The sequence below is a fragment of the Burkholderia pyrrocinia genome (assembly GCF_003330765.1).
Lineage (GTDB): Bacteria > Pseudomonadota > Gammaproteobacteria > Burkholderiales > Burkholderiaceae > Burkholderia > Burkholderia pyrrocinia_B.
Map to the genome: position 1 here is coordinate 829230 of NZ_CP024903.1, position 21379 is coordinate 850608.

Genomic DNA, 21379 nt, shown 5'->3' on the forward strand with positions numbered 1-21379 from the left:
GCGTCGCGCCCGGTCAGGCCGGCCGCTCGAAGCCCGACGCGACCCAGCGCTCGGCGCTGGCCTTGTTGAGCTTGAACCCGGCCGACACCTTCGCTTCGGCCAGCAGCTCGCCGTACGGGTCGAATGCCTTGAGCTGCGCGTACGGCTCGAATTCGTCCGGCACGATGTCGAGCGTCACCGACACATCCTGTTCGTCCCCGCCCTGGATCGTCACCTCCTTGTGCAGCATCGCGCGCCGCTGCTGCTCGTGCCGCATCAGCACCTCGGTCGCGGTCTTCACGAGCGTGCGGAACGCGTTCGCGTCCATCGGCTTCGGGTTCTTCTTGTCGCGGCCCATGGTCCACGGCCCGACGAGCGCGGGCTCGGACTCGCCGTCCTTGATCATCTCGACGGCCCAGCCGTCGTCGTCTTCGTTCTTGATGATGCGGGCCGTCCAGCCGTTGTCGCGCCAGAGGCCGTTTTCGTGGATGGAGGTGTCGTCGGATTGCAGATCGGATTCGGTCATGAGGAAAGCGGGGAGTACGGGCATCCGGAGTACGGGCAGCCGGCAAAAGGGCGGTGGCGCGCGGCCGGCATCGGCGCATCGCTCGCCGCCGGTGGACCGGCGTGGCATGCAAAGCCGCAATTTTACCTGCTGGCCGGCCGCGTGGCCCGCGCGGCGCGCAACGCTGGCCGTCCGGCCGATGCCGGCCGCCGGTCGCCAGCCGCTCGAACCGGCGCAAATATCAAACTTGTATTACGTCTCCGACGGCCGATCCATATGCCGTCCGATATCCCGCCCGCCCGCGGCTTCATAGAATCGATGTTCGGGATAAAAATAGCCCGAACATCCTTTCAACGCCAAACCGGCCGCGCGCGTTCCGCGCCATGCGGCCGGCGAACCATCTGGAACTGCGCATGAGGAAATTCAATGTTCGCATCGTCTTCGCGTACGACTGGCCATTGACGCTGGCCGGCATCGAGCAGATCGCAGGCAGCGGCTGCGCGATCGAGCTGGTCGCGGTGTACCGGAGTACGGCCGAGCTGGTCGCGTCGCTCGGCGGCGTCGACTGCGACATCGTGCTGGTCGACTATTCGATCCGAGGCAACGAGCAGATGGACGGCCTCGCGCTGTTCGACTGGCTGCGGCGCACGCGCCCGAACGCCGGGATCGTCGCGCTGGTCGCGAACGAGAACCCGCTGATCTTCCGGTCGATCCTCGCGATCGGCGGCGTGAGCGTCGTCAGCAAGTTCGACGAAGTCGGCCATATCGTCACGGCGATCCATTCGAGCTATAGCGGCGGGTGCTACCTGTCGCCGTGCGTCAGGCGCGCGGTCGACGCGTCCGGCGAGCGCGGCGAGGCGCCCGTCAAGCTGACGGCGCGCGAGATCGAGGTGATTCGCCTGTATCTGTCGGGCGTGCCGATCAAGACGATCGCGCAGCGCCTGAGAAAGGGCAAGCAGACGGTCAGCGCACAGAAGATCAGCGCGATGAAGAAGCTCGGCGCGAACAACGACGTCGAGCTGATCCAGCGGGCGGCCGGGCTGGGGCTCGGCACCGGCGCGGCGTGAGCACGCGCGCGCCGTGCCGGCGCCGTCAGGCCGGCAATGCGAACCGTGTGACGGCGTCGCGCAGCGCTTCGGCCTGATCGCGCAGCGAATGCGCGGCGGCCGCGGCCTCTTCGACGAGCGCCGCGTTCTGCTGCGTGACCTGATCCATCTCGCCCACCGCGCGATTCACCTGCTCGATCCCCGCGCTCTGCTCACGCGAGGCATGGCTGATTTCGTCGAGGATCTCGTTCACGCGCCGCACCGACTGCACGATCTCGGCCATCGTCTCGCCCGCGTGCGTGACGAGCGTCGCGCCGTGTTCGACGGTCTCGTTCGACGACACGATCAGCGACTTGATCTCCTTTGCCGCCGTCGCCGAGCGTTGCGCGAGCGAGCGCACTTCGGCCGCGACCACCGCGAAGCCGCGGCCCTGTTCGCCCGCGCGCGCCGCCTCGACGGCCGCGTTCAGCGCGAGGATGTTGGTCTGGAACGCGATCCCGTCGATCACGCCGATGATGTCGCCGATCTTGTGCGAACGGTCGGTGATCTCGTTCATCGTGCGCACGACGTTGTCGACCACCTCACTGCCGCGCGTCGCGACCTGCGCGGCCTGGCCGGCGAGCGATGCGGCCTGCGCGGCGCTGTCCGCGTTCTGCTTCACGTTCGCGGTCATCTGGTCCATGCTCGACGCGGTCTGCACGAGCGCGGCCGCCTGTTCCTCGGTGCGCTGCGACAGATCCGTATTGCCGGACGCGATCTCGCTCGCGCCGACGTTGATGTTCTCGGTGCCCATCCGCACGCGCGACACCATGTCGATCAGCCCACCCTGCATCGTGTGCAGCGCATGCAGCAGGCTGCCGCGATCGTCGTGCTTCACGTCGACACGCGCGGTCAGGTCGCCCTGCGCGATGCGCTGCGCGGTGTCGAGCGCGACTTCGAGTTCGCCGCCGAGGCTCGCGCGCACGCTTTTCAGCACCAGCACCATCACGGCGGTCGCGATCGCACCGAGCACGGCCGTCATCGCGAACCAGCGGCCGATGCTCGCGAGCACGGCCGAGCGTACGTCGTTCATGTACATGCCCGTCACCAGATACCAGTCCCACGGCGCGAAGCGCTGCACGGCGCTGGTTTTCTCCTGCGGCTTGTCGGCGCCCGGCTTCGGCCACAGATACTCGACGAAGCCCTTGCCGCCTTCCATGTTGCCGGCCTTCACGATCTCGACGAACAGGTGCTTGCCGTTCGGATCGGTGAAATTCGACACGTCCTTGCCGTTGAGATCGGTCTTGATCGGGTGCATCACGATCACGGGCTTCGAATCGTTGACGGAGATGTAGCCGTCGGCGCCGTAGCGCATCGCGGCGATCGCTTCGAGCGCCTTCTGCTTCGCGTCGGTTTCCGGCATCGCGTTCTGCTGCGACAGCTTGTAGTAATGGTCGGCCACGCTCGTGGCCTGCGCGACCAGCGACGCGAGCTGGTCGCGGCGGTCCGTGATCATCGATGCGCGCGTCTGCCACGCGCCGAGCCCGGCGATTACGAGCAGGCCGAGCCACAGGATGACGATCATCGAGGCGAGTTTCTGATTCAGGGAAAGGTTGCGCATGGTGTGGGGTCGGTCAGTCGTGGAAGCTCGCCGGAACGGCGCGACGGGATAAGTGTCTTGACGGCGCGCGGCGAGCGTTGCCGTAGACGGGAAATCCCTTAGAAACGGCGCGGCCGCCCATGCCTTCGACGCCGGCGCGGGTATCTGTGCATATGCATAACGTGGGTCGCTATACTGTCGGGGCGATTGCGTGTGCGCGTGGCGCCCGGGCGGGCGGCGGCGCGGCGCTGAACGAAGCCGAAAGGAGGCAGCGATGCGAATTCTGGTGGTAGGGGCCGGCGCGGTCGGCGGATATTTCGGCGGCCGGCTGGCCGCGGCGGGGCGCGACGTGACATTCCTGGTACGCGACGGCCGCGCGGCCACGCTGGCGCGCGACGGGCTGCTGATCCGCAGCCCGCGCGGCGACCTGACGCTCGCGAACGTGCAGACCGTGCGCGCCGGCGATGCAGAAGCCGGGGTCGCGCCGTTCGACCTCGTGCTGCTGAGCTGCAAGGCATACAGCCTGGACGACGCGATCGCGTCGTTCGCGCCGTTCGTCGGGCCTCGGACGCTGATCCTGCCGATGCTCAACGGGATGCGTCATCTCGACGTGCTGCGCGACCGGTTCGGCGCCGCGCAGGTGCTCGGCGGGCTGTGCGTGATCGCGGCGACGCTCGATCGCGAGCAGCGCATCGTGCACCTGAACGACACGCACGGGCTGTCGTTCGGCGAACTCGCCGGCGGCGAGTCGCCGCGCGTGCGCGCGGTGGCCGACGTGCTCGGCAGCGCGGGCTTCGACGCGACGCTCAGTGACGACATCGCCGCGCGGATGTGGGAGAAGTGGGTATTCCTCGCGACGCTCGCCGCGAGCACGTCGCTGTTCCGCGGCTCGGTCGGCGACATTCTCGCCGCGCCGGACGGCCGTCGCCTGCTCGAGACGATGCTCGGCGAATGCAGCGCGATCGCCGAACACAACGGCCACCGGCCCGACCCGGCGGCCATCGAACGGATGCAGCGGATGGTGCTGACGCCGTCGCCGCTGACCGCGTCGATGCTGCGCGATGTCGAGAACCATGCGCGTGTCGAAGCCGATCACGTGATCGGCGACCTGCTGGCACGCCGCGACCCGCAGGCGGCCGATGCGCTGTCGCTGCTGCGGATCGCGTACAACCACCTGAAGGCGTACGAGGTGCGCACGGCGCGCGAGCACGCCCCCGCATGAGCGCCGGCGTTTCGCCCGGGCCGGGCGGCCGCCCGGCCGTGCCGCGCTGCACAAATTTGCCGTCCGGCGCCGTTTGCGGCCGGAATGCGCAAAAAAGTATCGAAAATCAGGCGTAAAGTTGGTGGAGCCGCGCGCTCGATCGACCTACATTGCTTCCCATGCGACCGGTCGGTGTCGCCGCGCGAGACACGAGAAACACGCGGCGCACGAGCGATCAGCCGAACAGGCCGGCCAGCGGTACATGGGAATGGAGACGCTAAGATGATGCATCCCGATCTCGAAGTGGTCGAAGTGCGACGCGACGAGTCGTTCAAGGTCTGGTCGCACGGCTATCCGTATCGCACGATCCGCTGGCATTTCCATCCCGAATTCGAACTGCACCTGATCGTCGCGACGCGCGGCAAGTATTTCGTCGGCGATCACATCGGCTCGTTCGGCCCCGGCCATCTCGTGCTGCTCGGCCCGAACCTGCCGCACAACTGGGTCAGCGACATGGCCGAAGGCGAAACCGTCGAGCGCCGCAACCTCGTGATCCAGTTCGACCCCGCATTCGTGCGCCGCTGCATGGACGCGTTTCCCGAATGCCGCGATGCGCAGGCGCTGCTCGACGACGCGCGGCGCGGCGTCGGCTTCGACGCGGCGACGAGCGCGGCGATCGCGCCGCTGTTCGACGAACTGCTGGCGGCACGCGGCATGCGCCGCATCGCGCTGTTCATGACGATCCTCGAACGGCTCTGCGATGCCGGCGAACGCACGCTGCTCGCGAGCCCCGCGTACGACCAGGCGGATGTCACGCCCACGCGGCTCAGCCATGCGCTGTCGTATATCGGCAAGAACCTCGCGTCCGAGCTGCGCGAATCCGATCTCGCGCAACTGACCGGGCAGAGCGTCAGCGCATTCTCGCGTGCGTTCCACCGCCAGACGGGCATGCCGTTCGTCCAGTACGTGAACCGGCTGCGGATCGAATCCGCATGCCAGATGCTGCTCGCCGACGACGCGAACATCACCGACATCTGCTTCCAGGCCGGCTTCAACAACGTATCGAACTTCAACCGCCAGTTTCGCGCGGTGAAGGGGATGGCGCCGTCCGAATTCCGCGCGCTGCAGCGCCTGAACGCGCGCAGCCGCGAGCTCGCGCTGCATGCGGCGCCCACCGGCAACCCGATGCCGCCGCGCGTGCTGACGCCCGGCGCGCCCGAACTCGCGCCGCAGCCCGGATGATCGCCGGGCCGCCGCCCGCCTGAGCTTTCCACGCCGTTTCACCCAGCCGATCGCGCCGCTCACGTCGCGAGGGGCTTGCTCAACCTCGAAAAAGCTGCACACATAAATGGAGACACCGTCATGACGCACGCATCGCCCGCTTCCTCATTCCGCCGCGCCGCCCGGATGGCGACCCTCGCCGCGTTCGCGGCCTTGCTGCCCGCCGCCGCGCATGCCGCGCCGCTGCGGATCGGCATGACGTTCCAGGAACTGAACAACCCGTATTTCGTGACGATGCAGAAGGCGCTGAACGATGCGGCCACGTCGATCGGCGCGCAGGTCGTCGTCACCGACGCGCATCACGACGTCAGCAAGCAGGTGAGCGACGTCGAGGACATGCTGCAGAAGAAGATCGACATCCTGCTCGTGAACCCGACCGATTCGACCGGCATCCAGTCGGCGATCACGCAGGCGAAGAAGGCCGGTGCGGTGGTCGTGGCCGTCGATGCGAACGCGAACGGCCCGGTCGATTCGTTCGTCGGCTCGAAGAATTACGACGCGGGCGTGATGTCGTGCGAATACCTCGCGAAGGCGATCGGCGGCAGCGGCGAGGTTGCGATCCTCGACGGCATTCCGGTCGTGCCGATCCTGGAACGCGTGCGCGGTTGCAAGGCCGGGCTCGCGAAATTCCCGAACGTGAAGCTCGTCGACACGCAGAACGGCAAGCAGGAGCGCGCGACCGCGCTGTCGGTGACGGAGAACCTGATCTCCGCGCATCCGAAGCTGAAGGGCATCTTCAGCGTGAACGACGGCGGCTCGATGGGCGCGCTCGCCGCGATCGAGGGGTCCGGCAAGGACATCAAGCTGACCAGCGTCGACGGCGCGCCCGAGGCGATCGCCGCGATCCAGAAGCCGAACTCGAAGTTCATCGAGACGACCGCGCAGTTCCCGGCCGACCAGGTGCGCATCGCGCTCGGCATCGCGATCGCGCGCAAGTGGGGCGCGACGGTGCCGAAGGCGATCCCGGTCGACGTGAAGGTCGTCGATCGCAGCAATGCGAAGGGCTTCAGCTGGTGAACGACGTGCGACGCGACGCGCAGGGCGGCGGCATGGCCGACGCCCCGCGCACGGAGAAGCCGATGGACACGATACTCAGGCTCAGCCACATCACGAAAAATTTTCCAGGCGTGAAGGCGCTGTCCGACATTCACCTGGAAATCGCGCGCGGCGAGATCCACGCGCTGCTCGGCGAGAACGGCGCGGGCAAGTCGACGCTGATGAAGATCCTGTGCGGCATCCATCAACCGGATGCCGGCACGATCGAGATCGACGGCGCCGCGCGCCGTTTCGCGGACTATCACGAGGCGGTCGCGGCGGGCGTCGGCATCGTGTTCCAGGAATTCAGCCTGATCCCGCACCTGGACGCGGTCGACAACCTGTTCCTCGGCCGCGAACTGCGCAACCGCTGGGGCGCGCGCGACCGCAAGCGGATGCGCCGCGCGGCGGCCGGCATCTTCGCGCGGCTCGGCGTGTCGATCGATCTAGATGCGCCGATCCGCGCGCTGTCGGTCGCGCAGCAGCAGTTCGTCGAGATCGGCAAGGCGCTGTCGCTCGACGCGCGCATCCTGATCCTCGACGAACCGACCGCCACGCTCACGCCGGCCGAGGCCGAACACCTGTTCGCGATCATGCGCGAGCTGAAGCGGCAGGGCGTCGCGATGATCTTCATCTCGCATCACCTCGACGAGATCTTCGCGGTGTGCGACCGCATCACCGTGCTGCGCGACGGCCAGTACGTCGCGACGACCGACGTCGCGCGCACGGATGTCGAGCAGCTCGTGCGGATGATGGTCGGCCGCCGGATCGAAAACAGCTTTCCGCCGAAGCCCGCGCTGCCGGCCGACGCACCGGCCGTGCTCGAAGTCGACGCGCTGCAGCTCGAGCGCGGCGGCCCGGTGAACCGCTTCGCGCTGCGCGCGGGCGAGATCCTCGGCTTCGCCGGGCTCGTCGGTTCGGGCCGCACGGAAACCGCGCTCGCGGTGATCGGCGCGACGCGCGCGCACCGCAAGGACGTGCGCGTGCGCGGCACGGCGGCGAAGCTGGCCGATCCGGCCGACGCGTTGCGCGCGGGCATCGGCATCCTGCCGGAAAGCCGCAAGACGGAAGGGCTCGTCACGTCGTTCTCGATCCGCGACAACATCTCGCTGAACAACCTCGGCAAGTACCGGTCGATGCGCTGGCTGATCGACCGCCGCGGCGAGGCGCGTGCGACGCACGACGTGATGCGGCGCGTCGGCGTGAAGGCGCCGTCGATCCACACCGAGGTCGCGACGCTGTCCGGCGGCAACCAGCAGAAGGTCGTGATCGCGCGCTGGCTGAACCATCACACGTCCGTGCTGATCTTCGACGAGCCGACGCGCGGCATCGACGTCGGCGCGAAAGCCGAAATCTACGGGCTGATGCGCGAACTCACCGCGCGCGGCTACGCCATCATCATGATCTCGTCCGAACTGCCGGAGATCGTCGGCATGTGCGATCGCGTCGCCGTGTTCCGGCAAGGGCGCATCGAGGCGACGCTCGAAGGCGACGAGATCGATCCCGACACGGTCATGACCCATGCCACGGCCGGCACGCGAGGAGCGACCCATGAACCTGCCTGATTCTTCTTCCACGCCTTCCGCGACGCTCGCGGCCACCGCCGGCGATGCGCCGCCGCCACGCGCGATGTGGACGCAACTGCGGCGCTCGACGCTGTTCTATCCGCTCGTCGGCCTCGTCGTCGTGTGCATCGCGATGATGATCGCGAGCCCGAGTTTCCTGTCCGCCGCGAACCTGGAAAACGTGCTGCGCCAGGTGTCGATCAACGCGATCATCGCGGTCGGCATGACCTGCGTGATCCTGACCGGCGGGATCGACCTGTCGGTCGGCTCGGTGATGGCGCTGTCGGGCACGCTGGCGGCCGGGCTGATGGTCGCGGGCGTCAACGCGGTCGCCGCGCTCGCGATCGGCATCGCGGTCGGCCTCGGTTTCGGCTTCCTGAACGGCGTGTTCGTCGCGTTCGCGGGGATGCCGCCGATCATCGTCACGCTCGCGACGATGGGCATCGCGCGCGGTCTCGCGCTGATCTATACGGGCGGCTATCCGATCGACGGCCTGCCCGACTGGGTCGCGTTCTTCGGCAGCGGCAAGGTGCTCGGCATCCAGGCGCCCGTGCTGATCATGCTGGTGGTCTATGCGATCGCGTGGCTGCTGCTCGACCGGATGCCGTTCGGCCGCTACGTGTATGCGATCGGCGGCAACGAGCAGGCGACGCGGCTCACCGGCGTGCGCGTCGCGCGCGTGAAGCTGATCGTCTATACGCTGGCCGGGTTGACGTCGGCGCTCGCCGCGATCGTGCTCACGGGCCGGCTGATGAGCGGCCAGCCGAACGCCGGCGTCGGCTTCGAACTCGACGCGATCGCGGCCGTCGTGATGGGCGGCACGTCGATTTCCGGTGGGCGCGGCGCGATCCTCGGCACGCTGGTCGGCGCGCTGCTGCTCGGCGTGCTCAACAACGGGCTGAACATGATCGGCGTGAATCCGTATGTGCAGAACGTGATCAAGGGCGGAATCATCCTGCTCGCGATCTACATCAGCCGCGAACGATCGCGGTAACGCGTGATTGATCAGATATCCGAATCATCAACGAAAGAGACAACTCATGACGACACCCGAAGCCCAGCCGCGGATGACCGCGGTCGTCTGCCACGGCCCCGAGGACTATCGCGTCGAGCAGGTCGCGAAGCCGCGCCCCGGCGCGAACGAGCTCGTGATCCGCATCGTCGCGTGCGGGATCTGCGCGAGCGACTGCAAGTGCTATACGGGCGCGAAGATGTTCTGGGGCGGCCCGAACCCGTGGGTGAAGGCGCCCGTGATTCCCGGCCATGAATTCTTCGGCCATGTCGAAGCGCTCGGCGACGGCGCGGCCGATCATTTCGGCGTTGCGGTGGGCGACCGCGTGATCGCCGAGCAGATCGTGCCGTGCGGCAAGTGCCGCTATTGCAAGTCGGGTCAGTACTGGATGTGCGAAGTGCACAACATCTTCGGCTTCCAGCGCGAAGTGGCCGACGGCGGAATGGCCGAATACATGCGCATTCCGCCGACCGCGATCGTCCACAAGATTCCGCTCGGCGTGTCGCTCGAAGACGCCGCGATCATCGAGCCGCTGTCGTGCGCGATCCATACGGTGAACCGCGGCGACGTCCAGCTCGACGACGTCGTCGTGATCGCGGGCGCGGGCCCGCTCGGGCTGATGATGACGCAGGTCGCGCACCTGAAGACGCCGAAGAAACTCGTGGTGATCGACCTGATCGACGAACGGCTCGAACTCGCGCGACAGTACGGCGCCGACGTGACGATCAACCCGAAGCGCGACGATGCGGGCGAGATCGTTCGCGCGCTGACCGACGGCTACGGCTGCGACGTCTATATCGAGACGACCGGCGCACCCGTCGGCGTGAACCAGGGCCTCGACCTGATCCGCAAGCTCGGCCGCTTCGTGGAATTCAGCGTGTTCGGCGAGGACGCGACGGTCGACTGGTCGATCATCGGCGATCGCAAGGAACTCGACGTGCGCGGCGCGCACCTCGGGCCATACTGCTATCCGGTCGCGATCGACCTGCTCGCGCGCGGGCTCGTCACGTCGAAAGGCATCGTCACGCACGGCTTCGCGCTGGAGGATTGGGACGACGCGATCCGCGTCGCAAAATCGCCCGAATCGATCAAGGTGCTGCTGAAGCCGGCCCGTTGACGGCCGGCGTGCGCCTCACCGGAGACATCATGGAATACGTCATAGGCGTCGACATCGGCACGCAGAGCACCAAGGCGCTGCTGGTCGACCGGCACGGCACGATCGTCGCGCGGCGCTCGGCCGGCTACCAGCCCGATACGCCGCGCCCGCTGTGGGCCGAGCAATGGCCGCAGGTGTGGTTCGACGCCGTGCTCGAATGCATCGCGGGCTGCGTGAGCGATGCGCGCGAGCAGGGCGTGCCGGCCGACGCGATCCGCGCGGTGTGCGTGAGCAGTTTGTACGGCGGTTCGGGCATTCCGGTCGACAGCGACATGCGGCCGCTCCATCCGTGCCTGATCTGGATGGACCGGCGCGCGACCGCGGAAGTCGACTGGGTCAACACGCAGGTGAACGTCGAACGGCTGCGCGTGATCACGGGCAACGGCGTCGACAGCTACTACGGCTTCACCAAGATGCTGTGGCTGCGCGACCAGCGGCCGGACGTGTGGGCGAACGTGCGTTATTTCCTGCCGCCGAACGCATACGTGATCTACCTGCTGACCGGCGAAGTCGCGGTCGACCACAGTTCGGCCGGCAATATCGGCGGCGTGTACGACGTCGCGCGCCGCGAGTGGTCCGACGACGCGCTCGACATGCTCGGCATTCCGGCGACGATGATGCCCGAGCGGCTCGTCGAATCGACGGACATCGTCGGCGGGCTGCTGTCGCAATGGACTGGGCAGCTCGGCCTGCCGGCCGGCACGCGCGTCGTCGCGGGCGGCGTCGATGCCGCTGTCGCGACCTTTGCGGCCGGCGCGACGCGCACGGGGCAGCACGTCGCGATGATCGGCACCAGCATGTGCTGGGGCTACGTGAACCGGCATGTCGATGCGCGGCACGGGCTCGTCAGCATGCCGCACGTGTTCGACGGGCAGCGCGACCTGTACGTGTTCGGCGGCGCGATCACGGCCGGCGCGTCGGTCGCGTGGTTTCGCGACCAGTTCTGTCATGCGGAAATCGATGCGGCACGCTTGCTGCCGCACGGCGATCCGCACGTGCTGCTCGAGGAAGCCGCCGAAAGTGTGCCGGCCGGTGCCGACGGCGTGCTGTTCCTGCCGTACCTGATGGGCGAGCGCAGCCCGGTGTGGGATGCGAAGGCGAGCGGCGCGTTCGTCGGGCTGAATCTTGCGCATACGCGTGCGCACCTGTATCGCGCGGTGCTCGAAGGCGTTGCGTTCGCATTGCGTCACAACATCGAGGCTGGCCGCCGCGGGGCGGTGGCACTGGACGATCGGCTGATCGTCGTCGGCGGTGCCGCGCACTCGGCGCTGTGGATGCAGATCATCGCGGACGTGACGGGTTTTCCGGTGTGGACGATCGAGCAGGACGTCGAAGCCGCGATGGGGGCGGCATTGCTCGCGGGTGTCGGGGCAGGGCTCGTGTCGCACGACGACGCACAGGGCGGATGGGTGACGCTCGTCGAGCGTGCGCGGCCCGATGCCGACCGCGCGAATGCGTATGCGGCGCGCTTCGCGCTCTATACGGCGCTGTATCCGGCACTCAAACCGATCATGCACGGGTTGCACACGCCATCATGAAGACACGATTCGATTTCAGCGGTTCGCGGGTGCTCGTCACGGGCGCGTCGAGCGGGATCGGGCGCGCGTGCGCGGTCGCGCTGGCGCAGGCGGGCGCGCGGGTCGTCGCGGCGGGGCGCGACAGCGCCGCGCTCGATGCGCTGGCTGGGGAGACCGCGTGCGATACGTTGCGCCTCGATGTCGGCGGCGACGAACATGCGATCGAGGCGGCGCTCGCCGCGCACGATGCGTTCGACGGCCTCGTCAATTGCGCGGGGATCGCGTCGCTCGAACCGGCGCTCGATGTCGGTGCCGGAAATTTCGATCGCGTGATGGCCGTCAATGCGCGTGGCGCGGCGCTCGTGGCGCGGGCCGTCGCGCGAAAGATGATCGAACGCGATGGACGCGGCGCTGCGCACGCGCGGGGCAGCATCGTCAACGTATCGAGCCAGGCCGCGCTCGTCGGCCTGCCCGCGCATCTGAGCTATTGCGCGTCGAAGGCGGCGATGGATGCGATCACGCGCGTGCTGTGCATCGAACTCGGGCCGCATGGCATTCGTGTGAACAGCGTGAACCCGACCGTCACGCTCACACCGATGGCTCAGTTCGCGTGGAGCGAACCGGAGAAGCGTGCACCGATGCTGGCGGCGATTCCGCTCGGGCGATTTGCGGAGCCGGACGAGGTCGTCGAACCGATCCTGTTCCTGCTGAGCGATGCGGCGTCGATGATCAGTGGCGTGTCGCTGCCGATCGACGGCGGGTATACCGCGCGATAGGCCAGGTCATGCGGCGACAGCGCATGACGGGAAATAGGGGCGAATGTGCGGGGCCGCCGACGCGCGGCTAAACCGGGTCTTTGCTCGGCGGTCCGTCCGGTTGCTGCGGGTTGCCGTGATGGCCCGGCGGCGGCGACAGCGGGTCGTCTTCCGGATCGCGGTTCGGGTCGGCCGGTGGCTCGGGCGTCGGGGTTGTGTGATCGCTCATGGGGAACTCGCGCAATGCGTGACGGCGGTGGCGCGGCGGGTGCGCCTCGTCTCCGTTATAGCCAATCGGGCGCGCGTTTGCAGCGGGATTGTTGCGGCGGGTTGTCGATCGCCGGCGAAATCCGTGCATTGGCGACTGCCGCGCGGAATCCTGCCGGGGCCGGAGCGGGCGATGCGGGCCCTGCGCGATCGTGGTCAGCGCAAATCCGCCGGCGTGTCTACATCGCGCAGGATGCCGGGATCGTCGACGTCGAGCAGCTTGACCGGCGCGCTGGCGAACAGCGCGCGGGCGCCCGTGTCGCCGTCGAGGGCGGCGAGCGTATCGAAGTGGTGCGCGGCGAAACCGACCGGATGGCCGCGCACGCCGCGATGCGCGGGCGCGACGATCGACGCATCGTCGGCGTCGAGTGTGCGCGTGACGGCTTCGTAGGTGGAAGCCGCGATCCACGGCATGTCGCCGAGTGCGACGAGCCAGCCGTTCGCGTCGGGGCTCACGCGTACGCCGGCTGCGAGGCTCGCGCCCATGCCGCGCACGGCGTCGGGCGCGTAGATGACCTGACAGCCGGCTTCGTTCAGCAGAATCGCGAGTTTTTCGGCGCCGGGACGCACGACGGCGATCACGTCGGCCGTGGCCGCCGCGAGATGGCGGGCGGCCGCGACCGCAACCGGCGTGCCGTCGGGAAGCAGCGCGAGCAGCTTGCTGTGCAGGCCGCTCGGGTCGAAGCGTTGACCAAGGCCGCCGGCGAGCAGGACGCCGGTGGCGAGTGACGCATAGGACATCGGCGCGGGGGAGTGAGACAGGTGCCGCGATTGTGCGGGAGCGGGCGGGGATCGGCAAGTGAGGATGTTACCGAGTCGCGCCCGTCTGATCGGAAAGACTGTCATCGCGACCCTTCGTCGAGCAGGCTTTCCTCGACAGGGCCGTAGATCGCGTGCAATTCCCTCCGCATGACGGCCCAATAACGGTCGCTGAATGACCAATGCCACCATTCCGACGGGTAATTCGTGAAGCCGGCGCTGGTCAGCGCGGCGATCAGTACGTGGCGGTTTTGTGCGGCCGGTCGGTTGTTCAGACGAATCGAAAAACGTCGAAGCGGAGAAGGGGCTTCCCGGTCTGTCCTGCGGGCCGTGCGCGGATCACCAGAGCGTCTTGACGTGCGCGTACGCACGGATTTTTTCGTCGCGGGTGACGAGCGACGCGCCGAGCCGCCGCGCGGTGGCGACGATCATCCGGTCGGCCGGATCCTTGTGGAACGTGCCGGGCAGGGCGGTGGATTTCGCGGCGATGTCGGCATCGACGGGCACGAAGCGCATGCCGTCGATCTGCGCGACGGTGGAGAGCCACGCGTCGACATCCATCGTCAGTGCGAGGCGGTCGTTGCGCACCAGCATAGCAATCTCCCACGCGGAGATCGCGGATGCGGCGAGCGCGCCTTCGCTCCGTGCGCGATCGATCGCGCTTCGCGCTTTCTTGCTGAGCGAAGGATCGCCCGCTACCCACCACACCAATGCATGCGTATCCAGCACGATCACCGCGACGCCTCCCAATCATCTTCTGCAATCGGATCGAGAGGATTGTCGTAGCGCATGACCGAGCCGCGCAATATGTCCAACGGCTGAGCCTCGCGTGCGTGATACGGCCGGATCTCGAGCGTTGGCTTGCCGTGATCGGTGACGATCAGGCTTTCGCCCGACGCCTCGACGAGCCGGAAGTATTCGAGTGCGCGAGCCTTGAATTCGGATTTCGAAACGGGAGCGTGCGGCATCATGATATGGACCTGGTCATGTGACGATAGTCATTTTATGGCGATGCGGCGAAGGGAGGCAAGTCGCGAAGGTCAGGCGTCACCGGATGTATGCAAAGCGCGACAGGGTGCCGGGGGCCGGAAGACGCTGCCGGCCTTGCTCGCGTGCTTGCTGTGATCTAGATTTTTTGTATCCGGGTTCTCAGGCGGGAGGGACTGCCATGGAACTGAGCGTAGAACGTGTCGATGTCTGGGCGGCGACCATCGAGGACAAGCCGGGCGGCCTCGCGACAGTATTAAGTGCCCTGCGGACGGCCGGCGCAGACTTGCAGTTCATCATCGCACGCCGCACATCGGAGGCGCCGGGCAAGGGCGTCGTGTTTGTCGCGCCACTGCAGGGAGACGCGGTGATTCGCGCGGCCACGCAGGTGGGGTTCAGCATCACCCCGAGCGTTCACTCCGTCCGCGTAATGGGTCTGGATCAAATGGGCATCATCGGGCAACTCGCCCAGATGCTCGCGGACGGTGCGATCAATCTCCGTGGCGTCTCGGCCGCCGTGCTGGGTTCCCAGTTCATTGCCTATTTCGCGGTCGATTCGGCGGACGATGCAGACAAGGCGATCGATATCCTGCAGCGGGGATAAGGCGGCTGCGTTGGACGGTGGACTGGCTTGGCCGAAAGGGGGCATGCGTTTCAGGACGTTGCGGGGCTCCGCCACATGGCTCAGGTATCCGCCCACCGTCTCAGCAGGTTGTGATAGATCCCGGTGAGTGCGATCACGCCCGGGTCGTGCGCACCTTTGTCCGCAGAGAGCTGCTGAATCTGCGTATCGAGCTGGAACAGCAGCGTGCGATCGGCGTCGTCGCGCACCATGCTCTGGATCCAGAAGAACGATGCAACGCGCTCGCCACGCGTAACCGGCGTCACGCGATGCAGGCTCGACGCCGGATATAGCACGAGATCGCCTGCCGGCAGCTTCGCGCGATGCACGCCATAGGTATCCTCGACACACAGCTCGCCGCCGTCGTACGCATCGGGTTCCGCGAGAAACAGCGTTGCCGACAGATCGCTGCGCACGCGGAAATCCGTGCCGCGCAGCAGCCGGATCGCGTTGTCGACGTGCGTGCCGAACGTCTCGCCGCCTTCATAGCGGTTGAACAGCGGTGGAAACACCTTGAGCGGCAGCGCCGCCGAGAAGAACAGCGGATGGCGCGCCAGCGCATCCTGGATCGCGTCGCCAACCGCGCGCGCCGCCGGCGAGCCTTCCGGCAACTGCCGGTTGCGTTTCGCGAGTGCCGACTGCGCGCCGGATGTCGCGTTGCCGTCGACCCATTCGGCCGCATCGAGCACGTCGCGGCATTGCGCGACCTGCGCGTTGGTCAATACGCCGGGGATATGAAGCATCATGATGCGGATTCCATTGCGGGCGGTGGCAGTTGCATTGCCGCCGAGCGAAAAGCGTCGACCGGCGACGACGCGAGATACGCATGCATCTTCGCGATGAACGCGGGCGTCGCGCTGGCCGGCACGCGCGCGAGCCAGGCGAGCGATTCGTCGATGTGCCCGCGCTCGGCGAGCAGCCGCGCAAAATTGAACTGGCCGCGGAAGTCGCCGGCAACGGCTGCGCGGCGATAGTGGTCGAACGCGGCGTCGGTGTCGACCGACACGACCCAGCCGTCCTCGTAGAAGCCGCCGATCAGGTTGATCGATTTCGCATGGCCGAGTGCGGCCGCGCGGCGGAACCAGTCGAGCGCGTCGGTGCGGCTCTCGTCGACGCCGTTGCCGAGCGCGAGCGCCGTCGCGTAGTTGTACATGCCCCAATCGAGCCCCGCCTGCGCGGCGAGCCGGTACCAGTACACGGCGACCGGCGCGCACGCGGCCGTGCCCCAGCCGAACTCGTAGCAGCGGCCGAGCATGTTCATCGCCATCGGATGACCGGCCCGCGCGGCGTGCCGGAACCAGTTGAACGCGGCGGCTGGATCGCGCGCGACGCCATGCCCGTCGAGCAGGTACTGCCCGTAGACGGCCTGTGCATCGACGATACCGTTGTCGGCCGCCGCCGCGACCCACGCGGCGGCGCGCTCGGGCGGCCCGGCCAGGATGTCGGCGAACTCGCGCGGCGACACCGACGCGAGCGCCTTCAGCGACACGGACTCCATCGATCAGTAGCGCGCGTTCAGCGTGACGAACGCCGAGCGGCCCGGTGCGATCGACGCATAGTGCGCCGGATACGCCTGATCGAAGTACGTGCGGTTGAACAGGTTGTTCACGTTCAGTTGCAGGTCGAGCTTCTTGTTGATCCGGTACTGCGCCATCGCATCGAAGCGCCAGTACGACGGCACGGCGCGCAGGTTCGCGGGATCGCCGAATACGTCCGACATGTAGAACGCGCCGCCGCCGACCGTGAACTTCGGCGTCACGTCGTAGTTCGACCACATCGTGAGGCTGTGCTTCGGCGTGTTCGGGAAGCGGTTGCCGTTGTTCGCGGCGTCCTTGCCGTTGTCGCGCAGCTGGCTCTTCATGTACGTGTAGCCGCCGAACACCTGCCACTGCTTCGTGATCTGGCCCGCGACGCCGAACTCGAGACCCTGCACGCGCTTGTTGCCGACCATCGCATACTGGTTGTTCGGCAGCGTCACGCGTGCGTTCGTCGTGTCGATCTGGAACAGCGCGGCGGTCAGCGACAGCTTGTCGTTCAGCACGTTCCACTTCGTGCCGAGCTCGATGCTGCGGTTCTTTTCGGGCGCCATCTGGTCGGCGTTCGGGCCGACGCCGCCGCGGCCCGGCGTGAGCGACTGCGTTTCGCTGCCTTCGCCGAGCAGCATGCCGGCCGGCGTCGACGACGTCGCGTACGACGCATAGATGCTGCCGTTTTGCGCGGGCTTGAACACGAGGCCGGCCTGCCAGTTCACCAGCGTGTCGTCGCGCGTAGTGGTCTTGCCGCCGTTGGCCTTGGTGTCGGTGAAGCGGGTCGAGTAGTCGTCGACGCGCACGCCGGCGTTGACCTGCCAGCGCGGCGTGATCTCGATCGTGTCGAAGCCGTAGATCGACTTCGTCGTGGTGCGCGCATGCGCGTAGTCGTTGTTGTGCGTGATCGAGCCGGCCCACGGATCGTTCGGGTTCGGCGACCAGAGGCTCGTGCAGTTGTACCCCGACGCAGCGCCGATGCCTTTCTGGCAGATCTTGCCGTTATCCGTTGCGACGTTGTACGTATCGCGTTTGCCCCATTCACGCGTCAACTCGATGCCGGTCGTGAAGCTGTGCTTGAACGGGCCGGTGCGGAATTCGCCGAACAGCTCGGTCAGGTTCGCGAGGCTGTTGATCGAGCTGTCGCGGTTGTTGTTGCGGCGCCAGACCTTGCCGTTCACCACGTTGCCCTGGCTGTCGTCCGGCTGCGTCCAGATGTAGTCCTGCGTCGATTCCGTGTAACGCGTGGTGTTGCGGATCGTCAGCGACGACGTGATGTCGTGTTCGATCTTGATCGTGCTGATGTCCGACGTGGTCTTGCGGAAGTCGCGGTCGATCAGCCCGTAGAAGTTGTGGCGATCGACGGGCGCCGGATAGATCGTGCCGACGTTCGCGGGCTTGTTCGACGTCGTATAGAAGTACGGGATGCCGCCGTCCGGCATGTCGTCCGTCGACAGGTGGTAGTAGCTCGCGGTCACGCGCGTCGGCGTGCCGAGGCCGAACGCGATCGACGGCGCGACGCCCCAGCGCTCGTTGTTGACGGCGTCGCGGCCGGCGACGTCGTTGTTGTGGCTCATCAGGTTCAGGCGAAACGCGGCGTGATCGGCGAACTGCCAGTTGCCGTCGGCCGTGAAGCGGCGATAGCGGTCGGTGCCGACGCCCGCGCTCGCGCTGGCCGTCGTGCCGAGGTGCGGGGCCTTCGTGATCAGGTTGATGCTGCCGCCCGCGCCGCCGCGGCCGCCGTATGCGCCGTCGGAACCCTTGGTGATCTCGATGCGCTCGGTGTTGAAGATCTCGCGCGTCGTGGCGCCCGTGTCGCGCATGCCGTCGACGAACATGCTGCCCTGCGTGTCGTAGCCGCGGATGAACGGACGATCGCCGAGCGGGTTGCCGCCTTCGCCGGCGCCGAACGTGATGCCGGGCACGGTGCGCAGCGCTTCGGTCAGCGTCGACGCGCCGCTGCTCTGGATCAGTTCCTGCGGGATCACGGTGACGGACTTCGGCGTGTCGACGAGCGGCGCGGTGAATTTCGCGGAAGCGGAAAAGTCGGCCTTGTAGCTGTGCTCGGTCTTGCCCTGGATCTCGATCGGCGCGAGATGGCCTTCGGTGCTGGCCGGGGCCGCAGGCGGCGCGCCGTCGGCGAATGCGGGGCTCGCGGCGAGCACGCTGCACAAGGTGGTGAATTTACCGAGCTTCAGCTCGTCAGGACGTGACTTCATGATGCGCTTCGACCTCGCGGTGTGGTCCCGGGGGCGGTGCGCTACGGAAATGTGCATGCCGCCGGGAATTATTACGATTTGTTTTCAGTCGGCATTCTATGTAATTTTTAGTTAAATGAGAAGCGTTCTTGTTTGCGTTTGTAAGGGGATTGTTGACGAATGTTACGGGGTGGTTGTGGGGCGGTTGAAGCGTGGAGCCGGCCGAATGGCCGAGTGTGACGGGCTCGGTGGTCGGGTTACAGTGATCGCGTCGTGGTGCCATCCATGTGACAGCAAAGTGCTAATATGACTGCATTGGAAGCGTTTTAATGGGGTGCATCATGCCGGTAATCACCGTTCGAAATTTGCCCGACGAGGTCCATCGTGCCCTTCGGATCCGCGCAGCTCAGCACGGGCGCAGCACCGAAGCCGAGGTGCGCGACATCCTCGAGCAGGCCGTTTTACCGGGAGGGCGTCTCAAGTTGGGCACGCTGCTGGCGGAAATCGGACGGGAGGCAGGCGGCGTCGATCTCGACGTTCAGCGCGACAAGATGCCAACCGATCCGATGAGCTTCGAATGATCCTTGTTGATACCAACGTCATTTCCGAGCCGCTGCGGCGCGAGCCGAGCGCGGCCGTGATCGAATGGCTCGATGCCCAGAACGTTGAAACACTGTTTCTGGCCGCGATCAGTCTCGCCGAAATGCGGTTCGGCGTCGCGACGTTGCCGGAAGGGCGCAGGCGAGACTGGCTGCATCAAAGCATCGAGCATCGTGTCATGCCGGTGTTTCGCGGCCGGATTCTGCCGTTCGACGATGCGGCAAGCAAGGCGTACGCAAGCATTCGCGCGCGGGCACGCGCCGCGGGCAACGCGATTGCGCTCTCCGACGGCTACATCGCCGCGACGGCCGAGGCGAACGGCCTGATCGTCGCGACGCGCGACGTCGCACCGTTCGAAGCGGCGGGCCTCCGGGTGATCGATCCATGGGCGTTGTAGCCGCTGGCCGTTCGCCGGTTCTTCGCGTGCGCCAAAAAAAAAGCGCGCCGGGCAAGCCCGCCGCGCTTTCCGTTGAACGAGTGAGATGCGGCTCAATCGACCCCGTGAAACACCGCGTCCTCCGGCCCGAGATACGCCGGCGGGCGCCACGTCGCGTCGCGCATCGAATGCTGCACGAGGTTCTCGACGCCGAGCAGCACCGCGAAGATCGCCATCCGCACCGGAATGCCGTTGTCGGTCTGCCGGAAGATCGCGAGACGCGGGTCGCGGTTCAGGTCGACCGACAGGTCGTTCGCGCCGGGCCGGCTGTCGCGCGGCAGCGGGTGCATGATCAGTGTGTCAGTCTTGCAGACCGAGTCGACGAGCGCCTGGTTGATCTGGAAATCCGGCGTGTAGCCTTCGAACGACTCGTCGGTGAAGCGCTCCTTCTGGATCCGCGTCGCGTAGACCACGTCCGCGCCGCGCAGCCCGGCCGCGAGATCGGTCGTCTGCTCGATCACATGGCCGTTCGTCTCGATCTGATCGATGATGTAGGCCGGCATCTCGAGCGTCGGCGGCGACACGAGCGTGAACTTGAGCCCGCGGTACAGCGCGAGCAGCTTGACGAGGGAGTGCACGGTGCGGCCGTACTTGAGATCGCCGACCAGCGCGATGTGCGCGCCGTCGACGATCTTGCCGAGCCGCGAGAACTCGCGCTGGATCGTATAGAGATCGAGCAGCGCCTGGCTCGGGTGCTCGCCGGGGCCGTCGCCGCCGTTGATCACGGGCAGGTTGGTCGCACGCGCGAATTCGGCCACCGAGCCTTTCTCCGGGTGGCGGATCACGAGTGCGTCGACGTACCCGGCCATCACGCGGCTCGTGTCGTAGATCGATTCGCCCTTGGCCATCGACGAGAACGTGAAGCCCGTCGTGTCGCACACCGAGCCGCCGAGCCGGCAGAAAGCCGCGCCGAACGACACGCGCGTCCGCGTGCTTGCCTCGAAGAACAGGTTGCCGAGCACGGCGCCTTCCAGCACGCGCGAAATCTTGTGGCGCCGCGCGATCGGCTGCATCACGTCGGCCACGCGGAACAGCGCCTCGACCGATTCCCGCGAGAACTGGTCGACCGACAGCAACTGCGGTTTGCCTTCGAACAGAAACTGCTTCGCGAGCCCTTGATTATCTACGCTTTGCGTATAGCCGCCGCCTTCCGGTGCCGAACGCTCGACGATTTCCGACACGAAGCGCTCGACGATCTCGGGCATCCCGCGCGACTCCTGCGAGTCGTCGGGCAGCAGCCACGTGTCCAGCGCGCGCCGGCTGACGCCGATGCGACTGGCGAACGTTTCGCGGGTCATGTTGAGGCGGCGCATCGCGTCGCGGAGGAAGGCTTGCTGGGGAACGGTCATCGGC

24 protein-coding genes are annotated in these 21379 nt (G+C 67.0%); 13 read left to right on the plus strand and 11 right to left on the minus strand.

Translation table 11 applies throughout. The annotated features are described in order from the left end of the window. Positions 1-13 precede the first annotated feature (13 nt). A complete protein-coding gene (locus CUJ89_RS21165) occupies positions 14-505 on the minus strand; it encodes a hypothetical protein (protein WP_114179416.1) in 492 nt (163 codons plus the stop codon). Between CUJ89_RS21165 and CUJ89_RS21170 the strand changes: the two genes are divergently transcribed. Further along, positions 485-901 (plus strand): hypothetical protein, encoded by a 417-nt coding sequence (locus tag CUJ89_RS21170; protein ID WP_236655051.1) that lies wholly within the window; start codon positions 485-487, stop codon positions 899-901. The two genes, CUJ89_RS21165 and CUJ89_RS21170, sit on opposite strands and share 21 nt — an antisense overlap. Next, the gene (locus tag CUJ89_RS21175) at positions 898-1551 is read left to right on the plus strand and encodes a response regulator transcription factor (RefSeq protein WP_114181478.1); all 654 of its coding nucleotides are present in this window, start codon (positions 898-900) and stop codon (positions 1549-1551) included. Before CUJ89_RS21170 ends, CUJ89_RS21175 begins: the two co-directional genes overlap by 4 nt. 25 nt (positions 1552-1576) lie before the next feature. Here the strand turns inward: CUJ89_RS21175 and CUJ89_RS21180 are convergent, their stop codons facing one another. Next, positions 1577-3130 carry a methyl-accepting chemotaxis protein gene (locus tag CUJ89_RS21180; protein ID WP_114179417.1) on the minus strand — a complete coding sequence of 518 codons (1554 nt, stop codon included), beginning with the start codon at positions 3128-3130 and terminating at the stop codon, positions 1577-1579. Positions 3131-3383: 253 nt separating this feature from the next. Between CUJ89_RS21180 and panE the strand changes: the two genes are divergently transcribed. The 8 genes from panE (at position 3384) to CUJ89_RS21220 (ending at position 12652) form a co-directional block, all read left to right on the plus strand. Then, positions 3384-4331, plus strand: coding sequence for a 2-dehydropantoate 2-reductase (gene panE, locus CUJ89_RS21185; RefSeq protein ID WP_114179418.1), 948 nt, complete (start codon positions 3384-3386; stop codon positions 4329-4331). Positions 4332-4592: 261 nt separating this feature from the next. Further along, positions 4593-5552: an AraC family transcriptional regulator gene (locus CUJ89_RS21190; protein ID WP_114179419.1), complete on the plus strand. Its 960-nt coding sequence runs from the start codon at positions 4593-4595 to the stop codon at positions 5550-5552. A 120-nt stretch (positions 5553-5672) separates the two neighbouring features. Next, positions 5673-6608, plus strand: a complete 936-nt coding sequence (locus CUJ89_RS21195; protein ID WP_114179420.1) for a substrate-binding domain-containing protein — start codon at positions 5673-5675, stop codon at positions 6606-6608. Positions 6609-6670: 62 nt separating this feature from the next. After that, positions 6671-8191 (plus strand): sugar ABC transporter ATP-binding protein, encoded by a 1521-nt coding sequence (locus CUJ89_RS21200; protein WP_114181479.1) that lies wholly within the window; start codon positions 6671-6673, stop codon positions 8189-8191. Beyond that, positions 8178-9185: an ABC transporter permease gene (locus CUJ89_RS21205; protein WP_114179421.1), complete on the plus strand. Its 1008-nt coding sequence runs from the start codon at positions 8178-8180 to the stop codon at positions 9183-9185. The genes CUJ89_RS21200 and CUJ89_RS21205 overlap by 14 nt, the downstream gene beginning before the upstream one ends. Positions 9186-9231: 46 nt before the next feature. After that, positions 9232-10320: an alcohol dehydrogenase catalytic domain-containing protein gene (locus tag CUJ89_RS21210; protein ID WP_114179422.1), complete on the plus strand. Its 1089-nt coding sequence runs from the start codon at positions 9232-9234 to the stop codon at positions 10318-10320. A gap of 29 nt (positions 10321-10349) precedes the next feature. Then, a complete protein-coding gene (locus CUJ89_RS21215; protein ID WP_114181480.1) occupies positions 10350-11897 on the plus strand; it encodes an FGGY-family carbohydrate kinase in 1548 nt (515 codons plus the stop codon). Then, positions 11894-12652: an SDR family oxidoreductase gene (locus tag CUJ89_RS21220; RefSeq protein WP_114179423.1), complete on the plus strand. Its 759-nt coding sequence runs from the start codon at positions 11894-11896 to the stop codon at positions 12650-12652. Before CUJ89_RS21215 ends, CUJ89_RS21220 begins: the two co-directional genes overlap by 4 nt. A gap of 67 nt (positions 12653-12719) precedes the next feature. Here the strand turns inward: CUJ89_RS21220 and CUJ89_RS38330 are convergent, their stop codons facing one another. From CUJ89_RS38330 to CUJ89_RS21240, 5 genes are all read right to left on the minus strand, one after another. Beyond that, positions 12720-12860, minus strand: coding sequence for a hypothetical protein (locus CUJ89_RS38330; protein ID WP_201752381.1), 141 nt, complete (start codon positions 12858-12860; stop codon positions 12720-12722). Between the two features lie 194 nt (positions 12861-13054). After that, on the minus strand, positions 13055-13639 hold the full coding sequence (locus CUJ89_RS21225) for an NTP transferase domain-containing protein (RefSeq protein WP_114179424.1): 585 nt from the start codon (positions 13637-13639) through the stop codon (positions 13055-13057). Between the two features lie 101 nt (positions 13640-13740). Next, positions 13741-14028: a M15 family metallopeptidase gene (locus CUJ89_RS39090; protein ID WP_114179425.1), complete on the minus strand. Its 288-nt coding sequence runs from the start codon at positions 14026-14028 to the stop codon at positions 13741-13743. Continuing rightward, positions 13997-14392 carry a type II toxin-antitoxin system VapC family toxin gene (locus tag CUJ89_RS21235; RefSeq protein ID WP_114181481.1) on the minus strand — a complete coding sequence of 132 codons (396 nt, stop codon included), beginning with the start codon at positions 14390-14392 and terminating at the stop codon, positions 13997-13999. The genes CUJ89_RS39090 and CUJ89_RS21235 overlap by 32 nt, the downstream gene beginning before the upstream one ends. Further along, positions 14389-14628, minus strand: a complete 240-nt coding sequence (locus CUJ89_RS21240) for a type II toxin-antitoxin system Phd/YefM family antitoxin (protein WP_011659184.1) — start codon at positions 14626-14628, stop codon at positions 14389-14391. The genes CUJ89_RS21235 and CUJ89_RS21240 overlap by 4 nt, the downstream gene beginning before the upstream one ends. Positions 14629-14825: 197 nt before the next feature. On the opposite strand from CUJ89_RS21240, the gene CUJ89_RS21245 reads away from it, so the two are divergent. Beyond that, positions 14826-15248, plus strand: a complete 423-nt coding sequence (locus CUJ89_RS21245; RefSeq protein WP_114179426.1) for an amino acid-binding protein — start codon at positions 14826-14828, stop codon at positions 15246-15248. 80 nt (positions 15249-15328) lie between these two features. Here the strand turns inward: CUJ89_RS21245 and CUJ89_RS21250 are convergent, their stop codons facing one another. The 3 genes from CUJ89_RS21250 to CUJ89_RS21260 are packed head-to-tail and all read right to left on the minus strand — an operon-like array spanning position 15329 to position 19011. Further along, positions 15329-16012: a Fe2+-dependent dioxygenase gene (locus CUJ89_RS21250; protein WP_114179427.1), complete on the minus strand. Its 684-nt coding sequence runs from the start codon at positions 16010-16012 to the stop codon at positions 15329-15331. Next, positions 16009-16764 carry a tetratricopeptide repeat protein gene (locus CUJ89_RS21255; RefSeq protein ID WP_114179428.1) on the minus strand — a complete coding sequence of 252 codons (756 nt, stop codon included), beginning with the start codon at positions 16762-16764 and terminating at the stop codon, positions 16009-16011. The genes CUJ89_RS21250 and CUJ89_RS21255 overlap by 4 nt, the downstream gene beginning before the upstream one ends. 3 nt (positions 16765-16767) lie before the next feature. After that, complete coding sequence (locus CUJ89_RS21260; RefSeq protein WP_114179429.1) at positions 16768-19011, minus strand: TonB-dependent receptor; 2244 nt, start codon at positions 19009-19011, stop codon at positions 16768-16770. 320 nt (positions 19012-19331) lie between these two features. Between CUJ89_RS21260 and CUJ89_RS21265 the strand changes: the two genes are divergently transcribed. Next, the gene (locus CUJ89_RS21265) at positions 19332-19571 is read left to right on the plus strand and encodes a FitA-like ribbon-helix-helix domain-containing protein (protein WP_114181482.1); all 240 of its coding nucleotides are present in this window, start codon (positions 19332-19334) and stop codon (positions 19569-19571) included. Then, the gene (locus CUJ89_RS21270) at positions 19568-19987 is read left to right on the plus strand and encodes a type II toxin-antitoxin system VapC family toxin (RefSeq protein ID WP_114179430.1); all 420 of its coding nucleotides are present in this window, start codon (positions 19568-19570) and stop codon (positions 19985-19987) included. The genes CUJ89_RS21265 and CUJ89_RS21270 overlap by 4 nt, the downstream gene beginning before the upstream one ends. A gap of 92 nt (positions 19988-20079) precedes the next feature. On the opposite strand, the gene CUJ89_RS21275 is transcribed toward CUJ89_RS21270, so the two are convergent. After that, complete coding sequence (locus tag CUJ89_RS21275) at positions 20080-21375, minus strand: aspartate carbamoyltransferase (protein WP_114179431.1); 1296 nt, start codon at positions 21373-21375, stop codon at positions 20080-20082. Between the last annotated feature and the right edge of the window lie 4 nt (positions 21376-21379).

Bases quoted from the DNA above. Each gene is read 5' to 3' on its own strand.
- CUJ89_RS21165 (WP_114179416.1), bottom strand. From the start codon at position 505: ATGACCGAATCCGATCTGCAATCCGACGACACCTCCATCCACGAAAAC.
- CUJ89_RS21175 (WP_114181478.1), top strand. From the start codon at position 898: ATGAGGAAATTCAATGTTCGCATCGTCTTCGCGTACGACTGGCCATTG.
- CUJ89_RS21180 (WP_114179417.1), bottom strand. From the start codon at position 3,130: ATGCGCAACCTTTCCCTGAATCAGAAACTCGCCTCGATGATCGTCATC.
- panE (WP_114179418.1), top strand. From the start codon at position 3,384: ATGCGAATTCTGGTGGTAGGGGCCGGCGCGGTCGGCGGATATTTCGGC.
- CUJ89_RS21190 (WP_114179419.1), top strand. From the start codon at position 4,593: ATGATGCATCCCGATCTCGAAGTGGTCGAAGTGCGACGCGACGAGTCG.
- CUJ89_RS21195 (WP_114179420.1), top strand. From the start codon at position 5,673: ATGACGCACGCATCGCCCGCTTCCTCATTCCGCCGCGCCGCCCGGATG.
- CUJ89_RS21200 (WP_114181479.1), top strand. From the start codon at position 6,671: ATGGACACGATACTCAGGCTCAGCCACATCACGAAAAATTTTCCAGGC.
- CUJ89_RS21205 (WP_114179421.1), top strand. From the start codon at position 8,178: ATGAACCTGCCTGATTCTTCTTCCACGCCTTCCGCGACGCTCGCGGCC.
- CUJ89_RS21210 (WP_114179422.1), top strand. From the start codon at position 9,232: ATGACGACACCCGAAGCCCAGCCGCGGATGACCGCGGTCGTCTGCCAC.
- CUJ89_RS21215 (WP_114181480.1), top strand. From the start codon at position 10,350: ATGGAATACGTCATAGGCGTCGACATCGGCACGCAGAGCACCAAGGCG.
- CUJ89_RS21220 (WP_114179423.1), top strand. From the start codon at position 11,894: ATGAAGACACGATTCGATTTCAGCGGTTCGCGGGTGCTCGTCACGGGC.
- CUJ89_RS38330 (WP_201752381.1), bottom strand. From the start codon at position 12,860: ATGAGCGATCACACAACCCCGACGCCCGAGCCACCGGCCGACCCGAAC.
- CUJ89_RS21225 (WP_114179424.1), bottom strand. From the start codon at position 13,639: ATGTCCTATGCGTCACTCGCCACCGGCGTCCTGCTCGCCGGCGGCCTT.
- CUJ89_RS21240 (WP_011659184.1), bottom strand. From the start codon at position 14,628: ATGATGCCGCACGCTCCCGTTTCGAAATCCGAATTCAAGGCTCGCGCA.
- CUJ89_RS21245 (WP_114179426.1), top strand. From the start codon at position 14,826: ATGGAACTGAGCGTAGAACGTGTCGATGTCTGGGCGGCGACCATCGAG.
- CUJ89_RS21250 (WP_114179427.1), bottom strand. From the start codon at position 16,012: ATGATGCTTCATATCCCCGGCGTATTGACCAACGCGCAGGTCGCGCAA.
- CUJ89_RS21255 (WP_114179428.1), bottom strand. From the start codon at position 16,764: ATGGAGTCCGTGTCGCTGAAGGCGCTCGCGTCGGTGTCGCCGCGCGAG.
- CUJ89_RS21260 (WP_114179429.1), bottom strand. From the start codon at position 19,011: ATGAAGTCACGTCCTGACGAGCTGAAGCTCGGTAAATTCACCACCTTG.
- CUJ89_RS21265 (WP_114181482.1), top strand. From the start codon at position 19,332: ATGCCGGTAATCACCGTTCGAAATTTGCCCGACGAGGTCCATCGTGCC.
- CUJ89_RS21270 (WP_114179430.1), top strand. From the start codon at position 19,568: ATGATCCTTGTTGATACCAACGTCATTTCCGAGCCGCTGCGGCGCGAG.
- CUJ89_RS21275 (WP_114179431.1), bottom strand. From the start codon at position 21,375: ATGACCGTTCCCCAGCAAGCCTTCCTCCGCGACGCGATGCGCCGCCTC.